28 protein-coding genes are annotated in these 25,681 nt (G+C 37.3%); 18 read left to right on the top strand and 10 right to left on the bottom strand.

Annotated features, from left to right (window positions below; all coding sequences use genetic code 11):
* Window positions 1–359 precede the first annotated feature (359 nt).
* Genes Q0940_RS15125 through Q0940_RS15115 form a run of 3 tightly spaced genes read left to right on the top strand, consistent with a single transcriptional unit; the run spans window position 360 to window position 3,105 of the window.
* Complete coding sequence (locus Q0940_RS15125; RefSeq protein ID WP_299270337.1) at window positions 360–863, top strand: hypothetical protein; 504 nt, start codon at window positions 360–362, stop codon at window positions 861–863.
* Between the two features lie 10 nt (window positions 864–873).
* The gene (mutM, locus tag Q0940_RS15120) at window positions 874–1,683 is read left to right on the top strand and encodes a bifunctional DNA-formamidopyrimidine glycosylase/DNA-(apurinic or apyrimidinic site) lyase (RefSeq protein ID WP_299270335.1); all 810 of its coding nucleotides are present in this window, start codon (window positions 874–876) and stop codon (window positions 1,681–1,683) included.
* A 51-nt stretch (window positions 1,684–1,734) separates the two neighbouring features.
* Window positions 1,735–3,105, top strand: coding sequence for an aldehyde dehydrogenase family protein (locus Q0940_RS15115; RefSeq protein ID WP_299270332.1), 1,371 nt, complete (start codon window positions 1,735–1,737; stop codon window positions 3,103–3,105).
* Window positions 3,106–3,189: 84 nt separating this feature from the next.
* Here Q0940_RS15115 and Q0940_RS15110 read toward each other — a convergent pair whose 3' ends face one another.
* From Q0940_RS15110 to Q0940_RS15100, 3 genes are all read right to left on the bottom strand, one after another.
* Complete coding sequence (locus Q0940_RS15110; RefSeq protein ID WP_299270329.1) at window positions 3,190–3,522, bottom strand: hypothetical protein; 333 nt, start codon at window positions 3,520–3,522, stop codon at window positions 3,190–3,192.
* Between the two features lie 92 nt (window positions 3,523–3,614).
* Window positions 3,615–4,964 (bottom strand): amino acid carrier protein, encoded by a 1,350-nt coding sequence (locus tag Q0940_RS15105; RefSeq protein WP_299270326.1) that lies wholly within the window; start codon window positions 4,962–4,964, stop codon window positions 3,615–3,617.
* Between the two features lie 39 nt (window positions 4,965–5,003).
* A complete protein-coding gene (locus Q0940_RS15100; protein WP_299270322.1) occupies window positions 5,004–6,191 on the bottom strand; it encodes an MFS transporter in 1,188 nt (395 codons plus the stop codon).
* Window positions 6,192–6,346: 155 nt separating this feature from the next.
* Between Q0940_RS15100 and Q0940_RS15095 the strand changes: the two genes are divergently transcribed.
* Entirely contained in the window at window positions 6,347–6,913 is a 567-nt protein-coding gene (locus Q0940_RS15095; protein ID WP_299270320.1) for a DUF3016 domain-containing protein, read from the top strand.
* A 92-nt stretch (window positions 6,914–7,005) separates the two neighbouring features.
* Here Q0940_RS15095 and Q0940_RS15090 read toward each other — a convergent pair whose 3' ends face one another.
* Window positions 7,006–7,659: a peptidylprolyl isomerase gene (locus Q0940_RS15090; RefSeq protein WP_299270318.1), complete on the bottom strand. Its 654-nt coding sequence runs from the start codon at window positions 7,657–7,659 to the stop codon at window positions 7,006–7,008.
* A gap of 192 nt (window positions 7,660–7,851) precedes the next feature.
* Here Q0940_RS15090 and Q0940_RS15085 point away from each other — a divergent pair, with 192 nt between their 5' ends.
* From Q0940_RS15085 to Q0940_RS15035, 11 genes are all read left to right on the top strand, one after another.
* Complete coding sequence (locus tag Q0940_RS15085) at window positions 7,852–8,463, top strand: dUTP diphosphatase (RefSeq protein WP_299270315.1); 612 nt, start codon at window positions 7,852–7,854, stop codon at window positions 8,461–8,463.
* A 198-nt stretch (window positions 8,464–8,661) separates the two neighbouring features.
* Window positions 8,662–11,178 (top strand): ribonuclease R, encoded by a 2,517-nt coding sequence (gene rnr / locus Q0940_RS15080; protein ID WP_299270311.1) that lies wholly within the window; start codon window positions 8,662–8,664, stop codon window positions 11,176–11,178.
* Window positions 11,179–11,242: 64 nt separating this feature from the next.
* Window positions 11,243–11,989 carry a 23S rRNA (guanosine(2251)-2'-O)-methyltransferase RlmB gene (gene rlmB, locus Q0940_RS15075; RefSeq protein WP_299270309.1) on the top strand — a complete coding sequence of 249 codons (747 nt, stop codon included), beginning with the start codon at window positions 11,243–11,245 and terminating at the stop codon, window positions 11,987–11,989.
* 32 nt (window positions 11,990–12,021) lie between these two features.
* Complete coding sequence (locus tag Q0940_RS15070) at window positions 12,022–12,612, top strand: TlpA disulfide reductase family protein (RefSeq protein ID WP_299270307.1); 591 nt, start codon at window positions 12,022–12,024, stop codon at window positions 12,610–12,612.
* 145 nt (window positions 12,613–12,757) lie between these two features.
* A complete protein-coding gene (gene rpsF, locus Q0940_RS15065; protein WP_105050847.1) occupies window positions 12,758–13,096 on the top strand; it encodes a 30S ribosomal protein S6 in 339 nt (112 codons plus the stop codon).
* A 22-nt stretch (window positions 13,097–13,118) separates the two neighbouring features.
* Window positions 13,119–13,421, top strand: coding sequence for a primosomal replication protein N (priB, locus tag Q0940_RS15060; RefSeq protein ID WP_299270416.1), 303 nt, complete (start codon window positions 13,119–13,121; stop codon window positions 13,419–13,421).
* Window positions 13,422–13,431: 10 nt separating this feature from the next.
* Complete coding sequence (gene rpsR, locus Q0940_RS15055; RefSeq protein ID WP_105050846.1) at window positions 13,432–13,659, top strand: 30S ribosomal protein S18; 228 nt, start codon at window positions 13,432–13,434, stop codon at window positions 13,657–13,659.
* 14 nt (window positions 13,660–13,673) lie between these two features.
* Entirely contained in the window at window positions 13,674–14,126 is a 453-nt protein-coding gene (gene rplI, locus Q0940_RS15050; RefSeq protein WP_299270299.1) for a 50S ribosomal protein L9, read from the top strand.
* Between the two features lie 195 nt (window positions 14,127–14,321).
* Window positions 14,322–14,966: a YitT family protein gene (locus Q0940_RS15045; protein WP_299270294.1), complete on the top strand. Its 645-nt coding sequence runs from the start codon at window positions 14,322–14,324 to the stop codon at window positions 14,964–14,966.
* A gap of 117 nt (window positions 14,967–15,083) precedes the next feature.
* Window positions 15,084–15,863 (top strand): ABC transporter substrate-binding protein, encoded by a 780-nt coding sequence (locus Q0940_RS15040; RefSeq protein ID WP_299270291.1) that lies wholly within the window; start codon window positions 15,084–15,086, stop codon window positions 15,861–15,863.
* Between the two features lie 37 nt (window positions 15,864–15,900).
* On the top strand, window positions 15,901–16,863 hold the full coding sequence (locus tag Q0940_RS15035) for a D-2-hydroxyacid dehydrogenase (protein WP_299270287.1): 963 nt from the start codon (window positions 15,901–15,903) through the stop codon (window positions 16,861–16,863).
* Here Q0940_RS15035 and Q0940_RS15030 read toward each other — a convergent pair.
* The 3 genes from Q0940_RS15030 to Q0940_RS15020 all read right to left on the bottom strand — a co-directional run bounded on the left by Q0940_RS15030 (window position 16,838) and on the right by Q0940_RS15020 (window position 18,830).
* Complete coding sequence (locus tag Q0940_RS15030) at window positions 16,838–17,260, bottom strand: secondary thiamine-phosphate synthase enzyme YjbQ (protein WP_299270283.1); 423 nt, start codon at window positions 17,258–17,260, stop codon at window positions 16,838–16,840. The two genes, Q0940_RS15035 and Q0940_RS15030, sit on opposite strands and share 26 nt — an antisense overlap.
* Window positions 17,261–17,288: 28 nt before the next feature.
* The gene (locus Q0940_RS15025) at window positions 17,289–17,771 is read right to left on the bottom strand and encodes a chemotaxis protein CheX (protein WP_299270280.1); all 483 of its coding nucleotides are present in this window, start codon (window positions 17,769–17,771) and stop codon (window positions 17,289–17,291) included.
* A 174-nt stretch (window positions 17,772–17,945) separates the two neighbouring features.
* Entirely contained in the window at window positions 17,946–18,830 is an 885-nt protein-coding gene (locus Q0940_RS15020) for a GGDEF domain-containing protein (protein ID WP_299270277.1), read from the bottom strand.
* A gap of 294 nt (window positions 18,831–19,124) precedes the next feature.
* Here Q0940_RS15020 and typA point away from each other — a divergent pair, with 294 nt between their 5' ends.
* The 3 genes from typA (at window position 19,125) to panP (ending at window position 23,379) form a co-directional block, all read left to right on the top strand.
* Window positions 19,125–20,966 (top strand): translational GTPase TypA, encoded by a 1,842-nt coding sequence (typA, locus tag Q0940_RS15015; RefSeq protein WP_299270274.1) that lies wholly within the window; start codon window positions 19,125–19,127, stop codon window positions 20,964–20,966.
* A gap of 67 nt (window positions 20,967–21,033) precedes the next feature.
* On the top strand, window positions 21,034–21,615 hold the full coding sequence (locus Q0940_RS15010; protein WP_299270272.1) for a hypothetical protein: 582 nt from the start codon (window positions 21,034–21,036) through the stop codon (window positions 21,613–21,615).
* A 117-nt stretch (window positions 21,616–21,732) separates the two neighbouring features.
* A complete protein-coding gene (gene panP / locus Q0940_RS15005) occupies window positions 21,733–23,379 on the top strand; it encodes a pyridoxal-dependent aspartate 1-decarboxylase PanP (protein ID WP_299270270.1) in 1,647 nt (548 codons plus the stop codon).
* A 93-nt stretch (window positions 23,380–23,472) separates the two neighbouring features.
* Here the strand turns inward: panP and panC are convergent, their stop codons facing one another.
* Genes panC through folK form a run of 3 tightly spaced genes read right to left on the bottom strand, consistent with a single transcriptional unit; the run spans window position 23,473 to window position 25,681 of the window.
* Window positions 23,473–24,336 carry a pantoate--beta-alanine ligase gene (panC, locus tag Q0940_RS15000; RefSeq protein WP_299270266.1) on the bottom strand — a complete coding sequence of 288 codons (864 nt, stop codon included), beginning with the start codon at window positions 24,334–24,336 and terminating at the stop codon, window positions 23,473–23,475.
* Window positions 24,337–24,347: 11 nt separating this feature from the next.
* On the bottom strand, window positions 24,348–25,142 hold the full coding sequence (panB, locus tag Q0940_RS14995) for a 3-methyl-2-oxobutanoate hydroxymethyltransferase (protein WP_299270264.1): 795 nt from the start codon (window positions 25,140–25,142) through the stop codon (window positions 24,348–24,350).
* 56 nt (window positions 25,143–25,198) lie between these two features.
* Window positions 25,199–25,681, bottom strand: a complete 483-nt coding sequence (gene folK / locus Q0940_RS14990; RefSeq protein ID WP_299270261.1) for a 2-amino-4-hydroxy-6-hydroxymethyldihydropteridine diphosphokinase — start codon at window positions 25,679–25,681, stop codon at window positions 25,199–25,201.

Raw genomic sequence — 25,681 nt, 5'->3', positions numbered from 1 at the left:
TGTTAGAGGTGTGAGAATAAGTAAAATTTGTGTCGATATAGTTATTCTCGGCTTTGTCTCCTGAGTCGCTCTATCTCCTGCATCCATGCAGTCGTACATCAAATAAATTTTGCGCAATTATCGCGCCTCTAACAAGCTCCCGAAGGGCGAGTTTAAAAGGTTCATATGCTTTGTTGCCCTACAAGGATGTAGGGTAAGGTGACAATGCAGGAGCATATTGTCTTTATTGATTTCAACAAGGGAACAACCATTCTCTTCAATCAATGCCTCACCTATGAACCTTTTAATTCTCGCTGAATAACTAATTCATTAATTCAATTGGTATAATTTGTGATCTAATAATTTCGATAGGACGTATAATGAGAACAGGCTTAAGTCAAAGAGGTTGGAATAATGTTTTAATTTTTGCCTCGTTATTTATGATCGTATTATTTAACAGTACACATCAGCGCTTCGTATCAAATGAAAATAACAAAGTTAAACGCACGCTAATCGACTCAAACAGCTTAATTCAAAATATAGATTACAATGGTCTACGTTTTGAACGTATCGGCGCTAGCTGGCGTACAGTGAGCGAAATAGCGTTAGATAAAGAGTTAATGCCAGCCGATATTATAAGTCATTGGACTTCGACTTCGATTGAACTTTTGACTAACGAACCGGCGATAAATAGTTCAAATACTCGTTTACCAATTTCAGTGGATGTATTGGGGACGAAACAAACGCTCATTTTTGAGTTTATTATTGATAATGATTTAGGGCTAGTTTATGTTTTTGACCATCATTTAGCACAATGGATGATGATCGATCAGTCCCAGTTACCTTTATTTATTCCACTCGTTTTACTCAATATAACTAGTTAGGTTAATACGAATGCCTGAGTTACCAGAAGTTGAAGTTAGCCGTTTAGGTATTTCACCTCATATAACCGATCAAGTCGTGACTAAAGTCATTGTTCGAAACGGACGCTTGCGTTGGTTAGTGCCAGATGAAGTTCAATTATTAGTCGGCCAAAAAGTAAAAGCGGTTACTCGCCGAGCTAAGTATTTATTTATAGAGACCGACGCTGGAAGTGGCATTTTACACTTGGGTATGTCGGGCAAATTACGTGTTGTCGACAAAGATGTAGAATTGGTTAAGCATGATCACATCGATATAGAGTTTAGTAACGGTAAAGTGCTCAGATATAACGACGCTCGTCGCTTTGGCTCGTTTTTATGGCAGGAACCTAATACAACCCACAAGTTACTTATGAAATTGGGTCCTGAGCCGTTAACGGACGCATTTGACGCTAATGTATTGTTTGAACAATCCAGAGGCAAAAATACAGTTGTTAAAAACTTTATTATGGATAATCACATTGTTGTCGGTGTTGGAAATATTTACGCCAATGAGAGTTTATTTAAAGCCGGTATAGACCCAAGAAAACCCGCTGGGAAAATCACAAAAAAAGCTTATGGAATACTAACTGAACATATTAAGCAAACGTTAGCAGAAGCAATTGTTCAAGGTGGTACTACATTGAAGGACTTCACCCAGTCAGATGGAAGTCCAGGTTACTTTGCTCAAGAATTGTTGGTGTATGCACGAGCAGGAAAGGAATGTTTAACCTGCCAAAATGTTATAGAATCGATAAAAATAGGGCAGCGTAATTCGTTCTATTGCCCAAGTTGCCAAGGATAACAAATCAAGTTATCTTCGGTATTAGAAAATCAGTGATGAGGTGTTGTTATAATGGAATTTATTTCTCAATTTAAAAAGACATTTGGTAGTGGAAAAACAAGATCAATAGAGTGGCGTCATAGTCAGTTATTGGCATTAAAACAAATGTTAGAGGAAAATGAAAAGTCGATTTATAAAGCGCTTCATGATGACTTAGGTAAATGCGAATTTGAAGCACATGTTTCAGAATATGCTTTCGTATTAAAAGACATTTCTTTGTTCCTCAAAAAAACGAAAACTTGGGCAAAAACAAGAAACCTTAGCACTCCATTATTATTGCAACCGGGTCATAGTAAAATAACACCTGAGCCTTTAGGTACAGTATTAATTATGGGCGCATGGAATTATCCATTGCAGTTAGTATTAAGCCCAATGGTTGCTGCTATAGCTGCGGGGAATTGTGTCGTACTTAAGCCTTCTGAATTGTCAGTAGCTACGTCAAAATTGTTAGCTGAATTAGTGCCTAAATACTTAGATAAAACCGCTGTTGCTGTATATGAAGGTGGTGTTGCAGAGACCACAGAACTACTTAAACAGCGCTTTGACCATATTATGTATACAGGCAGTGAAACGGTTGGAAAAATCGTTATGCGCGCAGCAAGTGAGTACCTAACTCCTGTTACTTTAGAGCTTGGCGGAAAAAGCCCGTGTATTGTCGATAACAACACTAATTTAAAGGTAACCGCAGCTAGAATTATTTGGGGTAAATTTATCAATGCAGGCCAAACCTGCATCGCACCAGATTACATATTAGTTACGCCTTTAATGCGTGAACCGTTGATCAAAGCTCTACAACAAGCCTTAATCAAACAATATGGACGCGATCCAAAACAATCTGAGGATTATGGCCGAATTATTAATGAACGCCATTTTGATAGGTTATCGGGTTATTTAAAAGAGAACGAAGAGAAACTGATCATCGGTGGACAAACAGACAAGAAAACCAAATACATAGCTCCAACGTTAATTTTTAATCCGGATTTAACAAGTCCAATTATGGAAGAAGAAATATTTGGTCCTTTATTGCCGATAATTGAAGTACCTTCAATGGATAAAGCCGTTCAGTTTATTAAAGATAGAGAAAAACCATTAGCGTTATATTTATTTAGTAATAATGATCTAACCATTAAAATGGTAAAAAATGAGACTAGTTCTGGAACATTAAGCATTAATGACACGCTTACCTTTATGCTTAACTCAGACTTTCCATTTGGTGGTGTTGGTCATTCGGGGATGGGGGCATATCATGGGAAGTGGGGCTTTGATACTTTCAGCCACCTTAAGCCTATTTTACATAAAAGCTTTTTTGCCGATATGCCAGTTAGGTATGCACCATATTCTAATTGGAGACAAAAGATATTTAAGTTTTTAGCTAAGCTTTAATAATTAGCTAATTAAGACCCAGCTTTTCGATTAATTCCAGAGCTGGCGGGCTAAAATAACAAAAAAGTGATATTCAAATGAATATCACTTTTTTGTTTTGTAGGTATTAAATTTTTTGATGGTTTTTGTTCTGTCAGGACGCTCACCGTTATATACACAATAAATATGATCCTCAGTTTTAACAAAAACCTCATCGGTACAAAACTCTTCAGCTACTTCGGCATCAATATAAATTAACTCACCTGGGTTACACACGTATGGAATTTTACCTACGTATACTTTTTCACATTGATTAAACTCAGGCTCGTAATCGGTTATTTTTTTATCAGCTAAAGAAGAGCGCCATAAATACATAACAATTAATGCGATAGATAGCGCCGCAAGAATATAGATAACTGGCTTCTTACTTCTATTCATAATATTTAACCCTTTTAATTATCTATATTCTGTTACACACATACTAGATTTTTAATCTAGCTTATTCTTGCTCGATACTACTGTCTATACTATTAAAGTTTAGCAAAATATACTTTAGCTGCGGCTTTAACTTTAGGCGCTAGTAAAATAGCTGAGAGCATAGTTGGTATTGCCATTATACCGTACATGCCAATCATAAAGTTAAATATGATATCTAGCGTAACTAAACATCCTATTACAATGGTTGATAAGTAAAACGCTTTGTAATATTTTCTATTGGCTTCACCGAGTAAATACACAAAACACTTTTCCCCATAATACCAATACGTAAACATAGTACTGGCGGCTAAGAATAAAATTTCAATGGCTAATAATACTTGTCCAATAACGCCTAGCTCTTGTCCAAAGACTTGCATTGTTAATTCTACACCTTTAACACCCTCAACATCTTGCCACATACCAGATGCTAAAATAACCAATGCAGTACAAGTACACATAATTAAGGTATCAACAATTGGCCCTAACATGCCAACTAATCCTTCACGGATTGGTTCATTAGTTTTTACTGCACCGTGGGCTAATACTTCTGTACCAATGCCAGCTTCGTTAGAAAATACACCGCGGGATACACCAATAATAAGAACACCTAATATGCCACCAGAAACAGCTTGAGGTTGAAAAGCTTCTACGAATATAGATTGAAATAATTGTGGGATTTCAGAAAAATGATTAAACAGTACTGCTAATGTCATTAATACATACATAATTGCCATGCTTGGAACTAAACGTGTGGTGACATAAGCAACACGCTTTAATCCACCTAAAATAACCCCCGCAACCAATACTGTAATAACAATTGCCACAATTAAATTGAACATGTCTGGTGATGAAAACCAAGACTTAGGAATTAACTCTTCTCGTAACGCGGCGGTTAATTGATTGGCTTGGAATGCCGGAATCGTTCCCCATAAACCTGCGAATGCGAATAAAATGGCCAACGGTTTCCATTTTTTACCTAAGCCTTCTGTTATGACGTACATAGGTCCGCCATGAACTTCGCCATCTTTATCGGTTTTTCTAAACATAACACCTAAAGAGCAAGTGAAAAACTTAGTGGAAATACCTAATAACGCAGTTAACCACATCCAAAATACAGCACCTGGGCCGCCAGCGGTAATTGCTAAAGCAACGCCTGAAATATTACCCATACCAACCGTACCTGCTAATGCAGCCGATAATGCTTGGGCATGAGTTAGCTGACCTTTTTCAGAATCTTTATCGTGCTTCCCGGTTAACAATGAAATACCGTGACCAATATAACGAAAAGGGGTTAAACGAGAATAAACGGTAAAAAAGATCCCTCCACCCACTAATAAAAAAATCATGGGCATTCCCCAAACAAAATTTGAGAACGCAGACATGATAGAGCTTAGTAAATCCATAGTTATTCCTTCGCAGAGGTAGTTGTAGTGTTTAAATTTTTATTTTTTATTACGTCTGTGCCAGTGCACTATAACAGTTGCAGATAACAGCAATAAAGGGATACAAATAATCAACATTGAATTCCAGCCCAGAGTATTAATAACCCAACCAGCAGACAATGAAGCTGCGGCTTGGCAAGAAAACATAACAAGATCGTTTAAACCTTGAATCTTATATTTTTCAGAAGGTGTATAACTTTGTGGTAATAATGTTGTTGCAGTTATAAACATAAAGTTCCAACCAATCCCTAACAATACCAAAGCTCCCCAATAATGCACGTACTGATGACCGGCAAAGCCTATAATTATACAAAGTGACAAAGCAAGGATGCCTGCCAATAGTATTTTGACTTGGCCAAATCGTTGAATTAACTTGCCAGTAAAAAAAGAAGGCAAGTACATTGCGATGATATGACTTTGAATAACCCACTTAGTATCTTCTATATTAAAACCACTATAAACATGCATGCTTATTGGGGTTGCAGTCATAATAAAACTCATAACCGTAAAGCCAACGGTTGCACTTACGATAGAAGCTAAAAATACAGGTTGTTTTATAATGTCTATTAATTCACGTTGCGGTGCTTGAACCTCTTCTTGCTGTTTAGACACAGGTTTATAAAAAGAAACAAAGCTAATTGATAAAAGCAGCAAAATAGATACACCAACAAAAGAACCAACAAATTCAGTTTCAAACCAGTCTTTACCAAGAAATGCGACTTCAGGACCAACAAATGCCGCAATTAACCCAGCTAATAAAAGAATAGACACCGCTTTACTGGCAAGTTCGTCGGGGACAGATTCCATCGCTGCAAAGCGAAATTGTTGCATGGCGGATATAACAATGCCAAATAAAAATATACTGGAACAAAACACCCAAAAATTTGCAATTTCAATAGCATAAGCGGCAAATAGGCAATTTAACGCGCCCACAATAATTGCAACAATAAAGCCTTTTTTTCTGCCTAAAATCGATAAGCATTTAATGACAGGGAGCATAAAAAAAGCAATGCCAAGGATCATTAAGGCAATGGGGAGCGTAGCCAGGACTTTGGTTGGGGCTAGCTGCAAGCCAATAAAGCCTCCAACAAAAACAATAACAGGGCCAGCCGAACCAATTAAAGATTGAGCTAACATCAATAGCCATACATTTGGATGGATTTGACCTTTGTTATGACTTAATGGCACTGGCTTTACTCTATTGTAGGAAATACGTTATTGCAGTAGGGTATAGAAATGAGTTTGTTAATTCAGCATTTATTTAAACTTATATGAAGTTTATGGCTCTAAGCACATACGTAGTTTAAATAACGTAACATAAAATTTTTCATAGGAGCGCTCAAATGGCAAAACTAATTAACCAAATTACATTATGTGTAAGCGGCTTATTTACCACATCTTTATTTATCACGTCTTTGCTTGTAAGTGTTGCTTATGCCGGAACGGCTACCGTTAAATGGCAAGAGCCTGATAAATATACAGACATTCGTAGTGGTGATTCAGGAAAAACTCAATTTAGAAAAAATGTGTTTAATCAATTAGAGAAACACTTGGTAAAATTAACATCTGAATTACCAGAAGACTTTGAACTACAAATTAAAGTTACCAATCTTAATTTGGCTGGGCAGGTTGAATATAACTTTGGAATGAGTCGCGATATTAGGATAGTAAAAGATTTTTACTGGCCAATGATTGAGTTTGAATATCAAGTGTTGGTTAACAAACAAAAAGTTAAAATAGAAACTGTAAAATTAAAAGATATGGCTTTTATGAGTCGAGGTGGCAGTAATCGTTTAAGTCATGATACATACTATTATGAAAAGCGACTTTTAACTGACTGGTTTAATAAAAATATTGAAAACATGGTTCCAGCTTGGCAAGAACAACAAAACGCCATTATGGGGAAATGATTTTATTTGATGTTGATGTTATTTAAAATTGAAAATAAAAAACGAGTTCAAATATGAACTCGTTTTTTTATTTTAAGCAGTAATAAATCATATTACTCAGAAACAGGGCAATCCATAGGCGTTATCGTATCAATAGTGACATCGTCCACAGGTACATCGGCATAACCATTAGTAGTTGCTGTTTCAACGGCTTCTATTGCATCCACCACATCCATACCTGCAATCACTTCACCAAATACAGTATAACCATAACCGTCTGACGCATTCCCATAATCTAAAAATGCATTATCAACGGTATTAATAAAGAACTGCGAAGTTGCTGAATCGGGGACTGATGTTCTTGCCATAGCAATGCGACCACGGTAATTTTTTAAACCATTTTTAGATTCTATTTCAATAGAGGCTTGAGTTGCTTTTGCAACTAACCCTGGTTCAAACCCACCACCTTGGATCATAAAGTTTGAAATAACTCGATGAAAAATTAAACCGTCATAAAAGCTGTCTTCTACGTAATTGTAAAAATTTAAGCTGGTGGCAGGAGCATATTTTTCATCTAAGGCTAATTCGATGTTACCCAAGCTGGTAACCATTTCATAACAAGCGTATTCACCGCGAGATAAATCAAATGGAGTATCAGAGTCATTTTCTAATACTGGGTAGTTTAATACCTCCTCTTCTGAATCATCAGAGCAGGCGGAAAGAGCAACAACTAAAGACAGTACACTGGCTTTCAACAAAGACTTCATAGGGGGTACCTAACATTTGTAATAATAAAATTATCGATTTTCAAATATTTTTTGATGTCCTTATCAACAAATATTCACTTGTAATTAAATGAATACTAATGATTTAAAACCTTTTTGGTAGTGTTAATTTCAATGGAAAATTATATGATGCTCTGTAATGAGTAAATTACTATTTTTTATGGTGTGAATATAATGCAGCAACAATTATTAACCATGTTACAAATGCAGGACGATATGAATACTAAAGTTCACCCTCAGTGGCGTGAACAAGGCTTTTCATGGCATAGAGCTATGTGGGTTGAACTGGCGGAAATGCTAGATCATTACGGTTGGAAATGGTGGAAACACCAAGAGCCAGATATCGAGCAAGTACACTTAGAACTAATTGATATTTTCCATTTCGGTTTAAGTGCTCGTTTGGTTTCAGGACAAAGTGTTGCTGAAATTGCCGCAGACATTGAAAAAGAATTAAGTAAACCATTAGCTCAAGCTACATTTGCCGAAACCATTGAAACTATGGTGAGCAATACCTTGGCTGATAAAGGTTTCGATGTAAATACCTTTGCCGGATTAATGCAACAAACAGATTTGAGTTTTGATGAGTTATTTAGACATTACGTTGGTAAAAATGTTTTAAATTTCTTCCGTCAAGATCACGGTTATAAAACCGGTGAATATATTAAAATCTGGAATGGTAAAGAAGACAACGAAGTATTAATGGACGTTTTACGTACCACAGATGCATCGAGTGCAAACTTTAAAGAGCTAGTTTATAACGGTTTAAAATCTGCTTACCCAGCCTAGTAATGATTGAAATAATACAAACAAAGAGTCTGTAGTCGAGTGATCACAGACTCTTTTTTACATGTAATCTAGCTGTAATTAATACTTTCTATACTAACCTTAGGTTAAATAATAAAACTAAACATTGTTCAATAAATCCACCGAGTTATAATACACATATAAAACCTATCAAATTCAAAAACTATTAAGCGAGTATTAATGCCAAAACACGACCCGAACTTCTCACGGGAAAAAGAAAAATACGACACACCAATTGCAAGTCGAGAGTTTATCCTTGAACAAATCAACAACAATGGTGGGCCGTTAGGTTTTGGCGAACTGGTTAAATTGTGTCACATCCCAAATGAAGATTTAAAAGTGGCGTTAAAGCGTCGACTTCGTGCCATGGAGCGTGAAGGTCAGCTTTTATATAATCGTCATAATAAATATGAAATTCCACTGGAAAGTGACTTTGTAACTGGCAAAGTGATCGGTCACCGTGATGGTTTCGGTTTCTTGCAACTTGAAGGCACTCGCCCTGGCAAAAATGACTGGTATATTAGCCATAGTCAAATGCGTAAATTATTCCACGGCGACGTTGTTAAAGCACAAGAGATTGGCGAACATAAAGGCAAAACAGAAGCGCGAGTTGTTAAGGTATTAGAACCAAGAACCGCACCAATTATAGGCCGTTACTTTGTTGAAATGGGTGTACATGTTGTCATTCCTGATGATAGTCGCATCAAACAAGAAATTATAATTCCACAAGGCGAAGAACTTGGGTCTCGCCATGGCCAAATGGTGGTTGTTGAGTTAGTCACTCGTCCAGATAAACGTTCAAGCGGTATTGGTAAAGTTGTTGAAGTCCTTGGTGAACATATGGCACCGGGAGTTGAAATTGAAATTGCCCTTAGAAATTACGAAATTCCGCATGAATGGCCAGCAGAAGTCAGTAGCTTTGCTGAGAGTTTATCGGCAGAAGTAACCGAACAAGACAAAGAAGGTCGCGTAGATTTACGTAAACTACCATTAGTGACTATTGATGGCGAAAGCTCACGAGATTTTGATGATGCGGTTTACAGTGAAAAACTAGCAACAGGCGGCTGGCGTTTATATGTCGCAATTGCCGATGTATCGCATTATGTTAAACATAACTCGCCAATGGATAAAGAAGCCATTGAACGAGGCAACTCAGTGTATTTTCCTGATCAAGTTGTACCTATGTTGCCAGAAAAATTATCCAATGGTTTATGTTCGTTAAATCCACAGGTAGACCGTCTGTGTCTAGTGTGTGAAATGACCATTAGTGCTGCTGGTGAATTGTCTGAGCACAAATTCTACCAAGCTGTAATGCACTCACATGCACGCTTAACGTATACCAAAGTAGCGGCAATGTTAGACGGTGATGAAGAACAAAGAGAACGTTATCAGCATGTCTATCCGCATATTGTTGATTTGTTTGAGTTGTACACTCAACTTAAACAAGTACGTGCAGAGCGTGGTGCATTTGAATTTGAAACGGTTGAAGCTAAGTTTATCTTTAACGCTCAACGTAAAATTGAATCAGTAGAAACCGTTGCCCGTAACGACGCACATAAGATCATTGAAGAATGTATGATCTTAGCCAATGTATCAGCGGCGCAGTTTATTGAACAGAATAATGCAGAAGCCTTATTCCGCGTGCATGACAAACCAGATCCAAGTAAGTTGGCTGCATTTAGAAGTTTTATTGCTGAACTTGGTGGTGAACTTACCTTTGGTGACGAACCAACACCAAAAGAACTAAGTGCTCAGGTTAACAAATACTTATCAAGACCAGATGGTGAGTTAATTCAAACTATGATGATCCGCTCTATGCGCCAAGCCGTATATCAAGCCGATAACATAGGTCACTTTGGATTGGCACTTGAAGGTTATGCACATTTCACGTCACCAATTCGTCGTTACCCTGATTTAATTGTTCACAGAGCAATTAAAGCAATAATAAACAAACAAGGTCAAAAAACATCTGGCCATTACGCGTATAACTCAGAAGAGTTAGAAGCGCTTGGTGAACAATGTTCCATGACAGAGCGTCGTGCTGATGAAGCAACCAGAGATGTAGAATCTTGGTTGAAATGTGAATTCATGCAAGACCATATTGGTTCTGAGCATGCAGGTGTTATTTCATCAGTAACCTCATTTGGTATTTTTGTTCGTTTGTTAGATTTACATATTGAAGGTCTAGTTCATATAACCGCACTAGGTAACGATTATTATCAATACGATGGTGACCGTCACGTATTAGTTGGTGAACGTAATCGCCGAGTTTTCCGTTTGGGCGACAAGTTAGATGTTCGCGTTAAAGCGGTAGATTTAGACGAAAAACAAATAGATTTTGAATTGGCAGAATTACCAACCCAAGGTGGCAGAGCTAGCAATGGAAAAGCTAACGCTGGCAAAGGTTCAAGAACTCGTAGCAAAGCCAATGAAGAAAGAACCAATAACACTGCTACGTCAATTAGAGATAAATTGCGTAAAGGTGATGTTCCAAATACTACGAAATCTGACGGTTCTGGTAAAAGAGGCACTGGCAAAAGTAAAACCGCCAAGTCGACTGACGAGAAAAGCCCTAAAAGAGACTCCCGTAAAAAGCCTGTAAAAAGTGGCAAGAAAAAACCTAAGTCACGAGCGGGTAAACGCATAGCGGCTAAAAAAACAGATTCGGCTAGTTCAGGTAAGTCAGCAAAAAAGTAGCCATAAACAGCCAGTAGTAATAAACAAAAACTCGTAGTTATCAGTTAAGTAGGTAAGTTAAAAAATGAGCGTTGAATTAGCGTACGGCATCCATTCAGTGGCTGCTATTTTACAGCATGAACCAGAACGTATTATTGAAGTATTTGCATTAAAAGGTCGTGAAGATGATCGAGTTTTACCCATTATTAATGATGCAAAAGAATTAGGTGTTTCGGTTCAGTTTATGTCTAGAAAAGCTTTAGATGACAAAAGTGATGGCGAACAACATCAAGGTATAATGGCTAGAGTTAAAGCTGGAAAGCAAAAGGATGAGTCAGATTTAAAAGACTTACTTGATGCTAAAGCTGAAGCAGGCAAAGCACCATTTTTATTAGTATTAGATGGCGTTACTGACCCACATAACTTAGGCGCTGTGATCAGAACTGCAGACGCTGCAGGTGTGGATGCGGTTATCGTCCCTAGAGATAAATCAGCTAAGCTAACGCCAACTACACGTAAAGTGGCATGTGGCGCGGCTGAAGTAATGCCATTGATCGTTGTTACTAACTTGGCAAGAACATTAAAGATGTTACAAGACGAACAAGTTTGGATCATTGGTACCGCAGGCGAAGCAGAAAAAGATGTGTTTCAAATGAAATTTGAAGGACCTTTGGCTATAGTGATGGGTGCTGAAGGTTCAGGTATGCGCCGTTTAACGCGTGAACATTGTGACCAGCTTGTGAAAATCCCTATGGCAGGCACTGTGTCTAGCTTGAATGTATCTGTAGCAACTGGGGTTATTTTATTTGAAGCGGTTCGTCAAAGAAGCTAGTCGTTTTGATAGTTAGAGGAGTGAAGTAAAAGATGATGTTAAAAATTAAATTATTAGCCATGCTTTTTTTATGTAGCTTCTCGTTATTCGCTTTGAGTGATGAGCCTGAATTGGATGAAGATGGCAATCCTATTATAGAAGCCATTATGGCTCCTGCTTGGCAGATCACCAATGACACTATCGAGCTTTCATCAGAAACTTTACTCGGTAAACCTTATGTTTTACATTTTTGGGCCACTTGGTGTCCTTACTGTAAAAAGCTACAGCCGGGTTTAGAAACTATCTCCAAAGGTTATGTAAAAAAAGGAATTGAAACATACGCCGTCAGTTTTTGGGAAAACCCAAGAACAAAACCAATCAAAGAAATGAAGCGCAGAGGACTCGACTTAAAAGTACTAGTGGATGGTGATGATGCCGCTAAGTCGTTTGAGGTAACAAACACACCTACGACAGTATTTATTAACCACCGTGGTGAAATTGTATTTACTTATATATTATCAGATCCTAACGATCCACAACTTAGGTTGGCTTACGAAACACTCGTTGACCAAGTGAAAGCCGATCAACTCAAAGCCGCCGAAGAGTTAGCAAAAAAACAAGCAGAAGAACAAGCCAGTAAATAGTTGGTTAATTAGTCAGTTAATTCTTGTTTTATCCCCCAATCACAGTATAATTCGCGCCCAAATCAGCCATTTATTTAATTCCTTGCCTTTGTTCAAGTGTGGCTGAGCTTGATTTTGAGGCTAAAAATCCATAAGGAATCTAACGATGCGTCATTACGAAATCGTTTTAATGGTTCACCCTGATCAGAGTGAACAAGTTACAGGTATGATAGAACGTTATACTGGTACAATTACAGAAGCAAACGGACAGATCCACCGTCTAGAAGACTGGGGTCGTCGTCAATTAGCTTATCCAATTGAGAAACTACACAAAGCACATTATGTTCTTTTGAACATTGAAGCGCCAAGTGAAGTTGTTGCTGAGCTAGAAGAATCTTTCCGCTATAACGATGCGGTTTTACGTAGCTTAACTATCCGTAAAGATAGCGCAGTTACAGAAGCTTCTCCTTTAGCTAAAGAAGAGAAGAAAGAACAAGCTGCTTAATTTGTTTGGAGTGTCTTAAGTGTTGAATCAAGTTGTATTAAGTGGCCTGATTTGCAAAGCACCTAAGTTTTCAGATAGTCCAGCAGGGGTGATTCATGGTCAATTTTCAATTGAACATAAGTCCATTCAACAAGAGTCAGAGTTTAGTAGAAATGCTTATATTCGAATTCATGTTGTAACCTGTGGGAAAGAGCAACAACAGTTAATTAAAAATTTTATTGTGGGTGATGCAGTTCAAGTGAGTGGTTTTTTAAATCGCCACGAAAGTAATAAAGGGACTCCCATTATTGCCTTGCACGCTCAACATATAGAAATACTCAATTAGGAGAATTCAAATGGCACGTTATTTCAGACGTCGTAAAGTATGCCGTTTCAAAGCTGATGGCGTAAAAGAAATAGATTATAAAGATCTAGCTACGCTACGTAACTATGTTACAGAAAGTGGCAAAATCGTACCAAGTCGTATTACTGGTACAAGCGCAAAGTATCAACGTCAACTAGCTCGTGCAATCAAACGCGCACGCTATGTTGCATTGTTACCTTACACTGACTTACATCAATAAGAGGAATAATAAATATGAACGTTATCCTTTTAGATAAAGTTGCTAACCTAGGTTCACTAGGCGACAGCGTTAATGTTAAGTCTGGTTTTGCACGTAACTTCCTTTTCCCTCAAGGAAAAGCAGTTCCTGCAACTAAAGCTAACACTGAACAGTTTGAAGCTCGTCGCGCAGAATTAGAGAAGAAAGTTGCTGCTGAATTAGCAGCATGTGAAGCTCGTTCTGACAAAGTAACTGGTCTTGGTGAAGTGACTATCGCTTCTAAAGCTGGTGAAGAAGGTAAACTATTTGGTTCAATCGGTACTCGTGATATTGCTCTTGCAATAACTGAAGCCGGTGTTGAAGTAGCTAAATCAGAAGTTAAAATGCCTGAAGGCGTTATCCGTGAACTAGGTGAATTTGATATTGCTATCCAATTACACCCTGAAGTTACTGCATCAATTAAAATTGTAGTAATCGCGGAAGCTTAATTTATTCACCGCTTGCGGTAATAAGTTAGATAATAAAAACACTGTCCTCGGGCAGTGTTTTTTTATGTCATTTTTTCAATACGTTTTGCTGATTATTGGTTTTTTTGTAAAAAAATCATTTAGTGTTTTTAGAGTTTATACTCGAAATTGAACGGGTAAAAACATATACTGCAGGCCAAATATATTGAGGTAAAAATGAAAAAAATTGCATTTGAATGGTACGCGATAGTTGAAGGTTGTTTCTTAGTCGCATTAGGTTTTTTCTTTTTACAATCAAGTAGCTTGCTAATTGGCGGAACCGGTGGCCTAGCGGCTATCACAAATAACCTGTACGAGATAAGTCTTGGTACTTGGTTCTTCTTAATTAACCTACCATTTTTTGTTATTGCGCTTAAACAAATGGGCAAATCATTTACCTTTAAAAGTATCGTCTCCATCGCATTAGTTTCAGTTTTGTCAGACGCCTTATCTTCTATGATCGTTATTGATGTTATTCCACTATGGTTAGCTGCTATTATTGCTGGCGGCTTAATGGGTATTGGCCTTTTATTAGTATTCCGAAATGGCGCCTCTCTTGGTGGCGTAAATATTTTGGCTCTGTATTTAGAAAAACATTATGGTATTCATACCGGGAAAGTGATCTTTATAATCGATATGATCATTCTTACTCTTGCCTTTCAAGTTTATTCGGTTGAGCAGGTTCTATATTCAGTTATTGCTTCGTTAGTATTAACTTCCGTTATTGGTCGATATCATAAAAAAGCACCAATTAGTCAGTTACAGCCAAAACCCGACAGATTAAAGTCGAGATTTAAAAGTTTTAGACTGTTCTCCAAGTAAATGATGCTAATTTAATCAAGAATGTTGGTATTAGCTTGAATAAACTACAAAATCCTTGATAATCGGGCTTGTGAAAAATTCAGCTTAATAAAAGTACAATATAGGTTAACAATGTTTATGAAAAAATTTATTTACCTTTGTTTAGCTCTGTCGTTATCTGCTTTTTCCAATACAGCTATGGCAGCGAGTAAGTCTAATTTAGAACAAAGTCAATTAACCCCAATCACTTTTTATACCGAAATTTACCCACCTGCTAATTATATGAAAGATAATGAATTAGTTGGTATTACAGTGGATTCGTTAAAGTTGATTTGGACTGAGTTAAAGTTACCAGAGCAAGATATAACCGTTTTACCTTGGACTCGTGCTTACCGAAACACATTAAAAACCTCAAATACAGCATTGTTCACTATGGCTAAAACTCCAGCTCGTGAACCTTTATTTAAGTGGGTTGGCCCTCTGTTTAAATCTGTTCATATATTAATGGCAAAAAAATCATCTAATCTAAAATTTACTAATTTAGCCGATGTATTGAACTACAAAGTATCTGCAATTAAAGGTGATGTTTCAGAAATTTCGCTTCGACAAGTTGGCTTTCCAGACTTTAATATTGCTAAAGTTGATGATTTGGAGCGTTCATTTATCATGTTGCAATCAGAACGCGTTGAAATGATGGTTACATCAGTACATAGCTTCCAGCATTTGACTAATCGTTTAAACATAGATGCTAGCCAATATGAACAAGTATGGAAAGTGAATGAAATTAGTAACTATATAGCGTTCAATATAGAAACATCCGATGAAGTTATCCAAGCTTATCAAACGGCATTAGATAAGTTAGAAAGTCAGCGTGCTTTAATTAAACAAAGCTATATATTACCCATACTTGAATATTAAGTCTGTAATAAGTTAAATAGCAAATTAGATAAAAATAATGACAAAAAAACTAACTGGCGTATTTTTAGATGCAGCTACATTGGGTCAAGATATTAATTTTGAACCATTAACTAATTTACCAATTAATTGGCAAATGCATGCTTATTCATCACCAGATGAAGTATTACAGCGCTGCGCTGACGCACAGGTGATCATAACCAATAAAGTGCAGTTAGACGCTCAGACTTTATCTCAACTTCCAGAGCTAAAGTTAATATGTGTTGCAGCAACGGGGATGAACAACGTTGATTTAGATGCAGCAGCTAAACAGTCGATTGCGGTTAAAAATGTAAAGAACTATGCCGGAAATTCGGTCGCTCAACTTGTGTTTAGTTTGTTATTAGAATTGGTTAATAATACTAGCCGTTATAGCGCTCTCGTTAAAAAAGGTGATTGGAGTAAGAGTAAGTCGTTTTGCTTATTAGACTTTCCTATAGCAGAGCTAACTGGTAAAACTATTGGGCTAGTAGGCTATGGTACGTTAGCTAAGTCAGTAGAAAAAATAGCGCTGGCATTTGATATGAAGGTAATTATTGCTGAGCATAAAGATGCTAAATCAATAAGAGCAGGGCGTGTTAGTTTTATCGACTTACTCACTAATTCAGATGTGATCAGCATTCATTGTCCATTAACGGCACAAACAACTGACTTGATTGCAGCAACAGAGTTCGGTTTGATGAAACCATCAGCGGTTATTATTAATACAGCAAGAGGTGGGATTGTTAATGAAGCTGATTTACTGCAAGCATTAAAGCAAAAAACAATTTGCGGTGCCGCAACCGATGTATTGAATATAGAGCCGCCACCAAAAGATCATATATTGTTAACTGAGCAATTAGAAAATCTAATTATTACCCCACACATAGCATGGGCGAGTATAGAAGCCCGTCAGCGTTTGTTGGAGCAAGTTTGTAGTAATATCAAACAGTCCCTAATTAACTGCCAATATAAGTGGCTATAATAGTTCGGCTGCTTGCGTGGTTTCTATGTTCTCCTAAATAAATTCCCTGCCACATTCCTAACAATAAACTGCCATTATTCACTGGGATACTGACTGAGCTACCTAAAACTGATGCTTTAATATGAGCGGGCATATCGTCGCTGCCCTCATAATCATGGAGGTAGTAGGGGGCATTTTCAGGAACAAATTTATTAAAATGAGATTCCATGTCAATTCTTACAGTAGGATCTGCATTTTCGTTTATAGTTAATGACGCTGAGGTATGTTGGATAAATAGATTGAGTATGCCAATTTCACAGCTATGTAGTTGCGGTAATTGGTTTAAAATATCTGAGTCTATTAGATGAAAGCCGCGATTACGCGGCTTTAAATGTATTTGTTTTTGCCAGTTAGACATGGATTTTACTTATACTGAAGCCTTATATTTATTCTTCATCGGCTTCAAGTACATCAAACGATACTTCAATAAATGCTTTGCCGTTTTCTGAATCAAAAGGAATGATAAGTGTTGATGCTTCACATTTATGGTTTATGGTATGACCTTCTCCTGAAACAACCATAGGTGTAGCCATGTCAAATTCGTAACCATTATCGGATAGAATATTTTTAGCACCACCTGTCACCATATTGGTTATTTCACCAACCATGTCGGTTACGTCTTCATTTATAGAATCAGGACGTTCACCTAACATTTTTTCCATAATAGAAATAGCGAGAGACGCTTCAAAGGTGATAGATAATGAACCCTTAGTTTGAGGCCCTACCATGCCCATTAAGCCTGATACATCACCTCTGGCTATTTGTTCCTTTTTTAATGATGGTTTACCTGGCACTAACTTCGTCATGGCCATAGTTTCAAGTACATTCATTAATGATGTTAAAAATGGGTTTATAAATTTTACGTTCATATAAGATTATATTTACTTTTAGTTGATGAATTTAAATAACAATTTATTTGCTCGTAGTAAACTTAGAACGATATCGGATTAATAACAATGTTTTTGTTAATTTGATTTCATTATTTTAAATATAATCCAATATATTAGGGTCAGTTGATCCTTTCAAAAAGATTAAAAAAAGCGCTACATCTCAGGTTTATTGTTTTTCATTTTGTACATTCTACGATCGGCTTGATTAATCAGTTCTAACACATCGTTAGATTCGTCAGGATAGATAGACACGCCGATGCTGATCCCGATATGTATTTTTATACCGGCCACATCAAAAGGTTGGGAAATAGAGCGACCTATTTTCTCTTTGATCACTGAAATAACGTTATCGTCAGTTAATGGTGAAATTAAGATCACAAATTCGTCACCGCCGTAACGAGCAATAATGTCTTCATTACGAATATGTTTACTTAATCGTTTTGCGACTTGATGCAGTACTTTGTCACCAACGGCATGGCCGTGAGTATCATTTACTTGTTTAAATCCATCTAAATCGCAGAACAAGAGTGCAAATCTATCTAAAGTTCGATCGCGGTTAGTTGTTAATGATTCTAACTTTTTTTCTAAATAAAGACGGTTTGGTATGTCGGTTAAAGGATCGGTATTGGCGGATACTGATAAGATACTTTCAGCTCGTTTAAATTCAGTGACGTCTTTTACGATAATAATCACTCCAACCACTTCTTCTGTTTGTTCAGAAATATGCGGTAAGTAAGACATATATAAAAAGTGTGGTTCTTCGAGTTTATTTGCTGTGATCCATGTATCAAAATTAACTGGCGTCTTTTCTTTAATACATTCCTTAAGGTATGGGTTGATGACTTTGTTATAGGTTATTGAGTCAAAGACTTGAACAGGTGTACGTCCAATTAACTCATCGGGCTTAAATCCGTAAAAATTAGCATAGCTGTTACTTACATAAAGATAGCGGTAGTTGATATCTATATAAGCAAACAGGTCAAGACTGTATCCCAATACGGTTGAGAATATTTCTTTATAAAAGGCACTTTTATCCATACAACACTCACTAGCTAAAAATTAACCTATCTTCAGTCTATTCATCTAAAAAGGAAAAACAACTGTAAATGTTAAATTATCGTCTTCGGTTAAGTTAATAAATTACTCTGAATTAGGGCTACCGTAAAATAAGCTCACTTAACATGATTCTTTTTTTACCCACTATTTTATTATTCGTGTATAATGCGCGAAAATTTTAATGTAGTAGATAACATTTAATGGTCCAAGAAGGTTTGGATTTTATATAGTGAATTGCTCTACGTTTACCCCAAAAACGAATTTGAGAGAATTAAAATGAACAAACCAGCTGATGCTGCTCACTTACGCAATATTGCTATCATTGCTCACGTTGACCACGGTAAAACTACCCTTGTTGACAAACTATTAGCACAGTCTGGAACACTAGAGACTCGTGGTGATGCTGAAGACCGTGTTATGGACTCGAACGATATCGAGAAAGAACGTGGTATTACAATCCTAGCTAAAAATACAGCGATAGACTGGAAAGATTACCGTGTAAACATCGTAGATACCCCAGGACATGCTGACTTTGGTGGCGAAGTTGAACGTGTAATGTCAATGGTAGATTCTGTTCTATTGATTGTTGATGCACAAGAAGGTCCAATGCCGCAAACTCGCTTTGTAACACAAAAAGCATTTGCTCAAGGTCTTAAACCAATTCTAGTTATCAATAAAATTGATAAGCCAGGTTCTCGTCCTGATTGGGTTATGGATCAAGTATTTGATTTATTCGACAACCTTGGTGCAACTGACGAACAATTAGACTTTAAAGTTGTTTATGCTTCAGCATTAAACGGTTGGGCTTCTCATGAAGAAGGCGAAACTGGCACAGACATGACTCCATTGTTTGAAACTATCATTGATCAAGTTCCGCCTCCGGCTGCTGATATCGACGGTCCTTTCCAAATGCAGATCTCTCAACTTGATTACAGCTCATACTTAGGTGTTATCGGTATAGGTCGTGTTACACGTGGTACGGTTAAACCAAACCAACAAGTAACAATTCAAACAGCTGCTGGTACTGTTCATAACGCTAAAGTAGGTAAAGTATTTGGTTACTTAGGTCTAGACCGTTACGAAGCTGAAGGCGCACACGCAGGTGATATTATTGCTATTACTGGTGTTGGCGAATTAAAAATATCTGACACTATTTGTGATCCATCTCAAGTTGAAGGTTTACCGTTATTATCTGTTGATGAACCAACAGTAACAATGACATTCCAAGTAAATACGTCTCCATTTGCTGGTCAAGAAGGTAAATTTGTAACTTCACGTAACATCAAAGAACGTTTGGACAAAGAATTAGTTCATAACGTTGCATTACGTGTTGAGCAACTTGACGATCCAGATAAGTTTAAAGTTTCTGGTCGTGGTGAGTTACACCTAGGCATATTAATTGAAAACATGCGTCGTGAAGGGTTTGAGTTAGCAGTTTCTCGTCCTGAAGTTATCATGCGTGAAGTAGATGGCGAAAAACAAGAACCATATGAAACAGTAACTATTGATGTTGAAGAACAACATCAGGGTTCTATCATGGAAAAAATGGGTATCCGTAAAGCAGAACTTACTGACATGGCTCCAGATGGAAAAGGCCGTATTCGTATGGACTTCATGATGCCTAGCCGTGGTTTAATTGGTTTCCAAACTGAATTTATGACATTAACGTCTGGTTCTGGTTTGATTTATCACACATTCGTTGAGTACGGACCTTTCAAAGGTGGCGTAATTGGTCAACGTTTGAATGGTGTATTAGTTGCAAATGCAACTGGTAAAGCATTAACAAATGCAATCTTTAACTTACAATCACGTGGTCGTATGATGATTGGACACGCAACTGACATCTATGAAGGTCAAGTTGTTGGTATCCACAGCCGTGATAACGACTTAACCGTTAACGTACTTAAAGGTAAGCAATTAACTAACGTACGTTCATCTGGTACAGATGAAGCGCAAACACTAACTCCACATATCGTAATGACATTGGAACAAGCGTTAGAATTCATCGATGATGACGAATTGGTTGAAGTAACACCAGAAAGCATTCGTATCCGTAAGAAATTCCTTACTGAAAACGAACGTAAACGTAACTCACGTCCTAAGCCTAACGATATTTAATCGATAGTCTTTAGCAAAAAAACCGAGCCTAGCTCGGTTTTTTTATATCTATCAAAGGTCAAAATAAATGAAAGATTGGACGAGCAGTAAAATCGTAGGATTTGGTGTAATAAAACATTCGCCTCGTGTCGTTTTACATATTGCCAACAGACCACCGATGGATGACTTTCAACACGATATTAGTCGGCCACTACAGCTTGGTGAAGCTGCGAGTATCATTCAGCAAACCGGTAATCATTGGCGTAAAGTGTTTTCAATTTTGGCAAAAATATCGTTTGCCTTATTTGATACAGGATGTAAAACATGGCAAGAGTACCGAGATACAAAGCTGTTAACAGAGCAGGGCTTTGAGTTTATTGCTTTTTCACCACTTAGTGTGACAACCGAACAGCGTGTTCAAAATCTTAAGCAATTAGAAAGTGAACCAACACCTTATGTTTCTCTTGTGTGTGGTTTTAGTTACGCGCAAAGCCAATTGGATTTATTACCGTTAGTATCACATCAAAAATTTGATAAATTAAAATGGTCTGACGTAGATCAATGCTTAGTTACACCTTATTTTGATTGGCGCCAACTTAATAATGAAATGCTTGATATTGTGGTCAATATCATTAAATCTAAACTGGATGTTGATGGATCACCGTTATAGTTTAGGTTTTTAATAAGTTAAATATCAGATTAAAAAACAGTTTTACTGCTATAAAGTAAAGACATTTTCTGTCAGTTACAGTAAAGTACTGGCAACTTAAATCGGCTGAATTTAGCTATGTCTGACAAACGAATTGCTGCGGCAACAGAAGAAAATTTATATCGGATATTCACAATACCTGAAGATCCTGATTCGACGCTGTCGCTGATTGAACAAGAAGTATCGCAAAACCTAGATGGTTTTTTGCGTGATCATATTGTTGCAGTCGAAAAACCTCTATCAGAAATTGAAAAAGACTTTCTAGATTCGGCTATGCCAGAAAATCCTCAGTTTGTCTCAGACATTGCTGATGAATTACTGCATAAATTAGTTGCTCAGTCAGTACACACTTCGTCTCCGAGCTTTATTGGTCATATGACCTCTGCGCTTCCATACTTTTTACTACCTCTGTCTAAATTGATGGTAGGTTTAAACCAAAACCTAGTAAAAATAGAAACCTCCAAAGCATTCACGCCATTGGAACGCCAAGTTATCGGTATGATGCATCGCATCGCTTATGGCGAAACCCGTGAAAATAATGACGGCTATTACGAGCATTACATGCACAGTGCAAATCATTCACTGGGTGCGTTTTGTTCAGGTGGCACTGTGGCCAATATAACGGCATTGTGGATTGCACGTAATACCGTTTTGGGACCAGATGGTGACTTTAAAGGTGTCGGCAAAGAAGGTTTGTTCCGCGCAATGAAGCATTACGGTTACGAACGTGTTGTCGTATTAGTATCTGAACGTGGTCATTATTCGTTAAGTAAATCAGCAGATATTCTTGGTATTGGTCGTCAAGATATAGTGACTGTCCCGACGGATGATGATAATAAAATTCGAATCGATTTACTTGCTGAAACCATCAAAGAATTAAAGCAGCAAAACGTAGGTATTATGGCGCTGGTTGGTGTTGCTGGTACAACAGAAACTGGCAGCATAGATCCTCTCGTTGCTATGGCTGACTTAGCAGAACAACATAAAATACACTTTCATGTTGATGCTGCATGGGGCGGAGCGACGTTACTGTCTGGTAATCAACGCTCTAAGCTTGTTGGCATAGAAAGAGCTGACTCTATTACTATAGATGCTCATAAACAGATGTATGTGCCTATGGGTGCAGGTATGGTGTTATTTAAAGATCCACGAGCTACTGATGTAATTGAACATCATGCGGAATATATATTACGTAAAGGCTCCAAGGATTTAGGTTCACATACACTTGAGGGCAGCCGTCCTGGTATGTCGATGTTGGTTTATGCATGCTTAAAAGTAATGGGGCGTAAAGGTTATGAAATGCTGATAGATCGCAGCATAGACAACGCCAACTATTTTGCCGAATTAATCCAAAAAGATGATGACTTTGAGCTGATCACCCAACCTGAGTTGTGTATTTTAACTTATCGTTATGTGCCTAAAGCAGTACAAGATTTTATGGCTATGTGTGGCAAAGATGAAAAGGTTATTATTAACGATTTACTTAATGACTTAACGCGTTTTATTCAAAAGAAACAGCGTGAATCTGGTAAATCTTTTGTTTCAAGAACTCGCTTAACACCTCAACGTTATGATGGAAAAACCATTACCGTATTTAGAACTGTGTTAGCTAACCCTCTAACCACAAAACAGATATTGAAAGATATTTTGGATGAGCAAAGAGAAATTGCTAAAGAAAGCTGGCGCAGTTTACCGGCTATCTTGAAAAAAGTGCTTAGCCAATAAGATAAATGGACAAATAAAAAAGCCAACCTGTTAACTTAATAGGTTGGCTTTTTTATATTTGAATCTGGAATATAAAATAAAACAGATTCAGAATTAATTGGTTTCGCGTTTAAAGCTTATGTTATCAATTAAGCGCGCTTTACCTAAATATGCTGCACCTAAGATCACAACCTCTGTCGTTTCTTTAGTCAGTGGTGCTAAAGTATGAGCGTCACGTACAAGAATATAATCGGTCTTTAACCCAGCTTCATTAAGAAACTCAGTCGCCAGTTTTTTGAGTGTATCTATTCTTGCAATACCATCTAATACAGATTGTTTTATTAAGAGAAGAGCTTGATTTAACGCAGGCGCTAAACTCTTTTCTGCTGCGGTTAAATAGCCATTGCGTGAACTTTTTGCTAAACCACTTTCTTCTCTTACCGTTTCAACACCAATAATTTCAATTGGCATATTAAGATCTGAAACCATAGTTTTGATCAGCCGTAATTGTTGATAATCTTTTTCGCCAAATACCGCAACATCAGGCTGAACCAAGTTAAATAACTTAGCGACAACAGTAGATACGCCACGAAAATGTCCTGGTCTTTGGGTTGCTTCACCACACAAGCTATGTGCTGTGTCTGGAACTTCAACATAGGTTTGTGCATCTAAGCCATTTGGGTAAACTTCTTTGGCATTAGGGTAAAAAACAGCATGATTATTTGCTGCTTTTAGTTTGTCGCAATCTGCTTCAAACGTACGAGGATAGGCATCTAAGTCTTCATTTTTACCAAATTGCATTGGATTAACAAAAATAGAGGTTATAACAACATCGGCGTAGTTATGCGCTTCTTCTACTAATTTGATATGCCCTTCATGCAAGTTGCCCATGGTTGGTACAAATGCTAATGACTTACCTTGTAATGCTAACTCTTTACGCCATTGACGTAATTCAGATAATTTATTAAAAATTAACATAAATTGACCTATTAATTAAACGAACGAGACTCATCTGGAAACTCACCAGATTTAACTTCTGATACATATAATTCGACCGCTTCACGCATGTTGCCAGTTAAAGCTATGTAGTTTTTTGAGAACTTAGGAATGTAACCTGAGCTAATGCCAAACATATCGTGCATAACCAAAATTTGTCCATCAGTTTGGTTACCAGCACCAATGCCTATTGTTGGAATAGAGATGGCATCGGTTATCGCTTTGGCTAAATCTGTTGGAATACATTCTAATACTAATAATTGCGCGCCAGCAGCTTCTAAGCCTTTAGCGTGTTCAACCATTTCTAATGCTTTTAGATCATCACGTCCTTGTACTTTAAAACCACCAAATACGTTTACAGATTGTGGCGTTAAGCCCAAATGACCACATACTGGAATACCGTTTTGAGTTAGTTTAGTAATGCTGTCATATAACCAGTCACCACCTTCCATTTTGATCATGTTAGCGCCAGCTGCCATTAATTCATGGGCATTCTCTAACGTTTTATCAGCACTGTAATAAGTCATAAATGGCATGTCAGCGATAACTAACGCATTGGCCGCGCCAGCTCTAACGCAGCGAGTGTGGTAAGCAATCTGTTCATTGGTCACACTTAATGTGCTGTCAGCACCATGTAAAACCATTCCCATTGAGTCGCCAATTAATAAAACATGAACACCTTGGGCATCAAATAATTGAGCGAAACTTGCGTCGTAAGCAGTTAACGCCGCGATTTTTTCGCCGTTTTGTTTCATCTTTAATAACGTTGAAGTTGTGATCTTTGCCATGATAAACCTTTGTAATTTTGCTTAACAATCTTGTTATAACTTGTAATCTAGGGTGTTTAAATGGGCGTCATCCCATTCAACGGAATGTTACTAGTTAATGCAGCAACTGATGTACTGCAAGGTAACACTAAATCGGGAGTAATATCTAATAAAGGATAAATAACAAACTCACGTTGCTGTAAACCATAATGAGGGATAATTAAGGTTTCGTCATTTATTAATTGTTGACCAAATAATAAGATATCTAAGTCTAACGTACGCGCTCCCCAATGCTCACCTAAGCGAGTTCGGCCATGTTTATCTTCAATGCTACAAGTATGCTTAAATAATTCATGAGCTGTCAGCTCAGTTTTAATTAATGCAACTGCGTTGATATAATCAGGTTGGTCGGCAGGTCCCATTGGTTTACTGCTGTATATCTTAGACACAGTAATAAACTCAGAATTTGGTAAATTAGCTAACTCTTCAAGTGCTAATTTTATGGTTGCTAGTGGTGATTGTAAATTTGCCCCTAAACCAATATAAACCAGTTCACTCAT

It is taken from the genome of uncultured Psychrosphaera sp. (genome assembly GCF_947500655.1).
In the GTDB taxonomy this organism is placed as follows: Bacteria; Pseudomonadota; Gammaproteobacteria; order Enterobacterales; family Alteromonadaceae; genus Psychrosphaera.
The sequence above is the reverse complement of the archived record's forward strand: the minus strand, read 5'-3'. Positions and strand labels throughout refer to the sequence as shown.

Excerpts from the sequence above, each read along its gene's own strand:
- Q0940_RS15125 (WP_299270337.1), top strand. The coding sequence starts at position 360 with ATGAGAACAGGCTTAAGTCAAAGAGGTTGGAATAATGTTTTAATTTTT.
- mutM (WP_299270335.1), top strand. The coding sequence starts at position 874 with ATGCCTGAGTTACCAGAAGTTGAAGTTAGCCGTTTAGGTATTTCACCT.
- Q0940_RS15115 (WP_299270332.1), top strand. The coding sequence starts at position 1,735 with ATGGAATTTATTTCTCAATTTAAAAAGACATTTGGTAGTGGAAAAACA.
- Q0940_RS15110 (WP_299270329.1), bottom strand. The coding sequence starts at position 3,522 with ATGAATAGAAGTAAGAAGCCAGTTATCTATATTCTTGCGGCGCTATCT.
- Q0940_RS15105 (WP_299270326.1), bottom strand. The coding sequence starts at position 4,964 with ATGGATTTACTAAGCTCTATCATGTCTGCGTTCTCAAATTTTGTTTGG.
- Q0940_RS15095 (WP_299270320.1), top strand. The coding sequence starts at position 6,347 with ATGGCAAAACTAATTAACCAAATTACATTATGTGTAAGCGGCTTATTT.
- Q0940_RS15090 (WP_299270318.1), bottom strand. The coding sequence starts at position 7,659 with ATGAAGTCTTTGTTGAAAGCCAGTGTACTGTCTTTAGTTGTTGCTCTT.
- Q0940_RS15085 (WP_299270315.1), top strand. The coding sequence starts at position 7,852 with ATGCAGCAACAATTATTAACCATGTTACAAATGCAGGACGATATGAAT.
- rnr (WP_299270311.1), top strand. The coding sequence starts at position 8,662 with ATGCCAAAACACGACCCGAACTTCTCACGGGAAAAAGAAAAATACGAC.
- rlmB (WP_299270309.1), top strand. The coding sequence starts at position 11,243 with ATGAGCGTTGAATTAGCGTACGGCATCCATTCAGTGGCTGCTATTTTA.
- Q0940_RS15070 (WP_299270307.1), top strand. The coding sequence starts at position 12,022 with ATGATGTTAAAAATTAAATTATTAGCCATGCTTTTTTTATGTAGCTTC.
- rpsF (WP_105050847.1), top strand. The coding sequence starts at position 12,758 with ATGCGTCATTACGAAATCGTTTTAATGGTTCACCCTGATCAGAGTGAA.
- rpsR (WP_105050846.1), top strand. The coding sequence starts at position 13,432 with ATGGCACGTTATTTCAGACGTCGTAAAGTATGCCGTTTCAAAGCTGAT.
- rplI (WP_299270299.1), top strand. The coding sequence starts at position 13,674 with ATGAACGTTATCCTTTTAGATAAAGTTGCTAACCTAGGTTCACTAGGC.
- Q0940_RS15045 (WP_299270294.1), top strand. The coding sequence starts at position 14,322 with ATGAAAAAAATTGCATTTGAATGGTACGCGATAGTTGAAGGTTGTTTC.
- Q0940_RS15040 (WP_299270291.1), top strand. The coding sequence starts at position 15,084 with ATGAAAAAATTTATTTACCTTTGTTTAGCTCTGTCGTTATCTGCTTTT.
- Q0940_RS15035 (WP_299270287.1), top strand. The coding sequence starts at position 15,901 with ATGACAAAAAAACTAACTGGCGTATTTTTAGATGCAGCTACATTGGGT.
- Q0940_RS15030 (WP_299270283.1), bottom strand. The coding sequence starts at position 17,260 with ATGTCTAACTGGCAAAAACAAATACATTTAAAGCCGCGTAATCGCGGC.
- Q0940_RS15025 (WP_299270280.1), bottom strand. The coding sequence starts at position 17,771 with ATGAACGTAAAATTTATAAACCCATTTTTAACATCATTAATGAATGTA.
- Q0940_RS15020 (WP_299270277.1), bottom strand. The coding sequence starts at position 18,830 with ATGGATAAAAGTGCCTTTTATAAAGAAATATTCTCAACCGTATTGGGA.
- typA (WP_299270274.1), top strand. The coding sequence starts at position 19,125 with ATGAACAAACCAGCTGATGCTGCTCACTTACGCAATATTGCTATCATT.
- Q0940_RS15010 (WP_299270272.1), top strand. The coding sequence starts at position 21,034 with ATGAAAGATTGGACGAGCAGTAAAATCGTAGGATTTGGTGTAATAAAA.
- panP (WP_299270270.1), top strand. The coding sequence starts at position 21,733 with ATGTCTGACAAACGAATTGCTGCGGCAACAGAAGAAAATTTATATCGG.
- panC (WP_299270266.1), bottom strand. The coding sequence starts at position 24,336 with ATGTTAATTTTTAATAAATTATCTGAATTACGTCAATGGCGTAAAGAG.
- panB (WP_299270264.1), bottom strand. The coding sequence starts at position 25,142 with ATGGCAAAGATCACAACTTCAACGTTATTAAAGATGAAACAAAACGGC.
- folK (WP_299270261.1), bottom strand. The coding sequence starts at position 25,681 with ATGAGTGAACTGGTTTATATTGGTTTAGGGGCAAATTTACAATCACCA.